This is a genomic window from Lujinxingia litoralis, from assembly GCF_003260125.1.
Classification (GTDB): Bacteria; Myxococcota_A; Bradymonadia; order Bradymonadales; family Bradymonadaceae; genus Lujinxingia; species Lujinxingia litoralis.
Map to the genome: position 1 here is coordinate 1 of NZ_QHKO01000022.1, position 4,078 is coordinate 4,078.

A 4,078-nucleotide genomic window follows, 5' to 3' on the forward strand; every position below is an offset into this window, starting at 1 on the left:
GCCGCTCAAGGTCACCTGCTGCGGGGCGTTGATGCCGTCGCCGATGTTCAGGGTCAGTGAGCCCCCCGGGGTGAGCGCGTGGTTCAGTGCCAGGGTTCCAAATCCCAGGGAGTAGCTCGCGGTGGCTTGAGCGGTCTGGCTGCTGGTCACATTCAGCGAGATCGTGTGGCCCGGTGGCGCGTAGCGCTCGCCATTGTGGACAACCTCCGCAAAAGCCAGGGTGTAGGTGCCCGGGGTGAGGTCATTCAGGAGCTTGGGCCCGGTGTGGGAGGTGAGGGTTGTGGCCGGGGCCGGGCCTGAGAGCGTGAAGGAAAAAAAGACGCCGGCCGGCAGGCCGGTGGCGCTGACGTTAAGCGAGCCGGGCACCACCTGGTAGGTCAGCGTGAGCGTGGCGCTCTCGCCACTGCGCACCTCCACGCTGCTCTGGGTGGTGCGGTAGGTGGCGGGGCCCGAGCTCACCTGGGCGCCGGTGGCGCTGTAGGTGCCCGGAGCCAGGTCGCTCAGCGTGTTGGCGCCGGTGAAGGTGGAGGTGCTGCCGTTCGGAGCGGTGAGGGTGATCAGGGGGGTGAGGCCGGCGGGGAGCCCTTCGATGACCACCTCCAACTCGCCGGGAAGGGCGGCGAAGTTCAGGGTCACCTCGGCGGCGGAGCTGCCGACCTCCACGCTCTGCGGCTGGGCCTGGTAGGTGACGCCATTGGCCTCAACCGGGGCGGCGCTCAGGGTGTAGGTGCCCGGCACGAGCGCCTGGAGGGTGGTGGCGGAGTTGACCGTGGCGCTGTAGCCCTCGGGGCCGCTGACGGTGATGGTGGGCGTAACGCCGGCGGGCAACCCCTGGACGTTGACCTGCAGCTCACCGGCGGCCAGCCCGTAGGTGATGGTGGTGGGATCGTTGGCGCCGCTGGTCAGCGCAGCGGTGCGCACGGCCGCGTGGTAGGTCGTGGTCCCGTCGCTCACTTCCTGCGGCGAGAGCTGGTAGGTGCCCGGGGGCAGGTCATCAAAGAGCGCGGAGGCGGTGAGCATCACATCGGTGTTCGGGCCGCTCAGGTTCACCAGGGGGGAGAGCGTGTCGGGGAGCCCCTCGATGATCACCTCCCAGCTGGCCGGCAGCAGCGCGTAGCTCAGGGTGAGCTCGGCATGCTGATCGGCCTCGATCGTCAGGTTTGCCACCGGAGCGCTGTAGGTCGCCAGATCCAGCACCATGCTCTGGGCCACCACCTGGTATTCGCCAGCGGGGATGGCGTCGAGGGTGCCGCCCTCGGGTACGCTCAGCGTGGTGTCGCCCACCAGCGCAATGTTGGGCCAGGGGCTCTCGGCGGGGAGGCCCTCCAGGCTCAGAGAGAGCGAGCCGGTTCCGATGTCGGTATCACCGCCGTCGGTGTCACCACCGTCGGGGTCGTGACCGCCGTCGGGGTCGTGACCGGCGTCTGTCACTCCGGTGTCGTGGTTTCGTCGGGCGTTGGGCTCGTCGCCACACCCCAGGGCCAGCGTGCCCAGGAGTACGAGGGTGATGAGTGAGTGGAGGCGATGCATGGAGGCTCCTTCTGTTGGGGAGCCCGGGAACTCGCATGTGAGGCGTGTCCCGGAGTGAAGTCGTGAGGAGGAACGTGGAAAAATGACGGGGGGAAGCAGGGGCCAGAGGCTCTAAAGCCGGAGATGCGTTTTGCCCTCCGGCTTCCGGTTACTTCGGCCGAAACGCGGCCCGGTTACGGGCCGTGTTTCGACGTCAGTGCCAGCGGAGGTTATCGATCACCACCTGGCCATCGGCCGGGGTGAGGTTTTGGATCTCGATGGTGTAGTCACCGCTGATGTTGAGCCCGCTGGCCGTCAGGGTGTGAACGGTCTCGTCGGCACCGGAGCTGTCCCCGAAGGTGGGGCTGGTAGCCACGACGGTGCCATTGACCGCGATGGCGATCTGGCGAGCGGCGCTGCCGGTGTAGGCTTTGCGGTAGTCGACGCTGATTTCCGAGAGCGTGCCGCTTAAGTTCACGCTGCGTACGTAGTCGCCGACCTGGCGGAACATCAGGCCCTCGCCGGCAATCTGGTAGGCGCCGGCCGAGCGCACCCCGAAAAGCTCCCAGTAGTAGCCCTGCGCGGTGGAGATGATGCCGTTGAAGTAGGTCTGGGCGCTGAGCCCGTGGCCGTAGAAGGGCTCATACGATTGGGGGGCCGAAGGGGCGAATTCCCAGGCACCCACGGCGCACATGCCGCTGACCGGGCGCGTGTTGCCGCGCTGATCTTCGGTCAGGGGCTGGCCGGCGGCGTCGAGGCAGGAGGCCTCGGCGATGGTCAGCGCGGTGGTGAAGGTCGGGTTGATGGCGGCGGTGTGGCTGAATCCGCCGTTGTCACTCAGAGCCAGAAGGGGGTTGGCTAGCGGCGAGGCGCTGGTGCCGATCTGGTCGGTGGGATCCGCGGCGAAGACACCCGAGGTGTCGTCGGACTGGATGTAGTTATGGCCCCGCGAGGCGATGGTGGCGGTGCTGCTCACACAATGAAACGCGTTGGCGTTGCCTACAATGATCGAGCTCCCCAGGGTGAGGGTGGTGTCGGCGTCACAGAACGAGGTGATGGCGTTACCCGTGTCTGCGCTGTTGTTGAGGAAGGTGGTGTGCACCAGGGTCGCGTTCTTATCGAACTGGTAGTAGGCGCCCCCCTGGGCGCCTGCCCGGTTGCCCACAAAGGAGACGTTTTCCACGGTGGTCAATTGCGCAGAAGACACTGCGCCGCCGCTGGTCTCCGCGGTGTTGTTGTGGAAGAGCGTTCGCCGCAGCACCAGGGGATGGGGGGAGTTGACAAAGGACGCTCGGATGGCGCCGCCGCTCCACTCGGCGTAGTTGTCGTCGAAGATCGCATCTTCGACCTCCAGCGCGCCGTCGGAGCTGATGGCGCCGCCAGATTGAGTGGCGTAGTTGCCTTCGAAGCGCGAGCGTTGAATCACCAGCGCATGATCATGGCGGTCGTTGTAGATCGCGCCCCCTTCGGATGCATCGCTGGAGTTGTTGCGGAAGGTCGAGTCTTCGATCAGGAGCTCGCCGGTGGCGTCGATGATGGAGATGGCGCCGCCGCTGGGGTTAAAGGAGGAGGCGTTGTTTTCGATCACGACGTTGCGCAGGCTAAAGCGCCCGCTGCTGTGGATGGCCGGGCCGCTCTGTGTGGTGTCAATGTCGGCGATGCGCAGGTCTTCGAGGTGCACGTCAGCCTGGGGCAGGAATGAGAAGAGGCGATCGTCGCCGGTGGTGGTCAAGGTGAGCTGAGCGGGGCCCGGGCCCACGATGGAGAGCTCCTTAGCGACGCTGATGCGCGTCTCGGTCGTAACCCGGGTGACGGAGGGGGCAAAGGTGATGACGCTGCCGGCGTTGACGCGATCGATCACCTCACGCAGCGAGCCTGGTCCCTGGTTGTCGTTGCGGGTCACCTCGGTGGGGTTACGTGCGGAGAGGGAGACCTGGGTGCTCTGGCCGCCGACGATCGAGAAGCCAATGTCGGCGCCGTCTACCAGGTAGGCGTTGCCGTAGAGGTCGGTCCCCAGGTTGTTGCTGGCCACGGTGAGTTCGTAGCTTCCCCGGTTCAGGGCGAGCTCATGGGTGCCGGTGCCGCTCAAGGTCACCTGCTGCGGGGCGTTGATGCCGTCGCCGATGTTCAGGGTCAGTGAGCCCCCCGGGGTGAGCGCGTGGTTCAGTGCCAGGGTTCCAAATCCCAGGGAGTAGCTCGCGGTGGCTTGAGCGGTCTGGCTGCTGGTCACATTCAGCGAGATCGTGTGGCCCGGTGGCGCGTAGCGCTCGCCATTGTGGACAACCTCCGCAAAAGCCAGGGTGTAGGTGCCCGGGGTGAGGTCATTCAGGAGCTTGGGCCCGGTGTGGGAGGTGAGGGTTGTGGCCGGGGCCGGGCCTGAGAGCGTGAAGGAAAAAAAGACGCCGGCCGGCAGGCCGGTGGCGCTGACGTTAAGCGAGCCGGGCACCACCTGGTAGGTCAGCGTGAGCGTGGCGCTCTCGCCACTGCGCACCTCCACGCTGCTCTGGGTGGTGCGGTAGGTGGCGGGGCCCGAGCTCACCTGGGCGCCGGTGGCGCTGTAGGTGCCCGG

Annotated in this window: 2 protein-coding genes; both read right to left on the minus strand. The window is 66.7% G+C overall.

Annotation, left to right across the window (positions count from 1 at the left end; translation table 11 throughout):
• On the minus strand, window positions 1–1,530 hold a 1,530-nt coding region (locus tag DL240_RS19430), incomplete at its 3' end, for a collagen binding domain-containing protein (protein ID WP_199589877.1).
• A 193-nt stretch (window positions 1,531–1,723) separates the two neighbouring features.
• Window positions 1,724–4,078 (minus strand): choice-of-anchor Q domain-containing protein (locus tag DL240_RS19435; RefSeq protein ID WP_199589878.1); only part of this gene is annotated, 2,355 nt, incomplete at its 5' end.